The sequence below is a fragment of the Micromonospora sp. NPDC005163 genome (genome assembly GCF_053599835.1).
Window position 1 is genome coordinate 1 of record NZ_JBSFYP010000172.1, and the last position, 1,057, is coordinate 1,057.

1 protein-coding gene is annotated in these 1,057 nt (G+C 68.5%); it reads right to left on the bottom strand.

Annotated features, from left to right (window positions below; genetic code table 11):
• Positions 1-43 precede the first annotated feature (43 nt).
• Complete coding sequence (locus ACWD6N_RS37785; protein ID WP_450006774.1) at positions 44-934, bottom strand: cation diffusion facilitator family transporter; 891 nt, start codon at positions 932-934, stop codon at positions 44-46.
• Between the last annotated feature and the right edge of the window lie 123 nt (positions 935-1,057).

Consider the following 1,057-nt stretch of genomic DNA (forward strand, 5'->3'; position numbering starts at 1 on the left):
GCGCAGAACGTCGACTGCCCAGCCGTCATCAACTGCCCGCGGGTTAGGAGCCGGCGCCCGTCGGGCTGAGGAAGACGAACCGGATCGCCGGGTTACGCGCGGTGAGCCGTCGTCTGGCGTCGTCGGCCAGGTCCTCGATGTCGGCCGCCCTGACTTGGTCGGCAAAGTCGATCTTCGCGACAACGAGAATGTCGTCGGGACCGAGCTGCAGGGTCAGCAGCTCCACGATGCCTTGCACGTTTGGCAGGGCGGCGAGTTCCCGGCGAATCTCGTCCTGAATTGGCTCCCTTGCTGCCCGGCCGACGAGCAGGGCGAGGTTGTTGCGGGCCAGAATGGTGGCCACCACGAGGAGCAGTACACCGATGGCGACCGATGCGATGCCATCCCAAACCGGGTCACCGGTCAGCTCGGCGAGCCCCAGGCCTGCACCGGCCAACCCCAGGCCGATCAGGGCGGCGATGTCCTCCAGGAAAACCGCCTTGATGGCGGTGTTGGGCGTGCGCCGCAGGACCCTGGCTGGACTGATGCCCCAGCGTTTGGCCCGGCGCCGTACCTGCCGCACCGTGCGCATCAAGGACACCGACTCCAGGACGAAGGAGACGACCAGCACCGCGTACGAGACGATGTAGTCTCCAGTCTCCTTGGCCGTTGCGATGACGTGCACGCCGTGGGTGATGGAGAAGCCGGCGCCGCTGACGAAGGTGAAGACCGCGGCGAGCAGGGCCCAGATGTAGCTCTCCCGGCCGTAGCCGAAGGGGCGCGCGGGGTCGGCCCGGCGGCCGCCACGACGCAGCGCCACGAACAGCAGCACCTCGGTCGTGGTGTCGGCGAACGAATGCGCGGCTTCCGAAAGCATGGCCGCCGAACCCGCCAGCAGACCCGCAACCACCTTGGCCACGGCGACAGCGACGTTGACGGAGCCGGCCACGATCACCGTGCGGACGCTCTGCGATCGCCCGTCCGATTCGGCCATGAAGCCAGGCTATGGGCCGGGTGTCGGCCGGGCGGACAAACCGACAGGCACCGCGGTGTCGTGGACCACCAGCCGCCGGCTGAG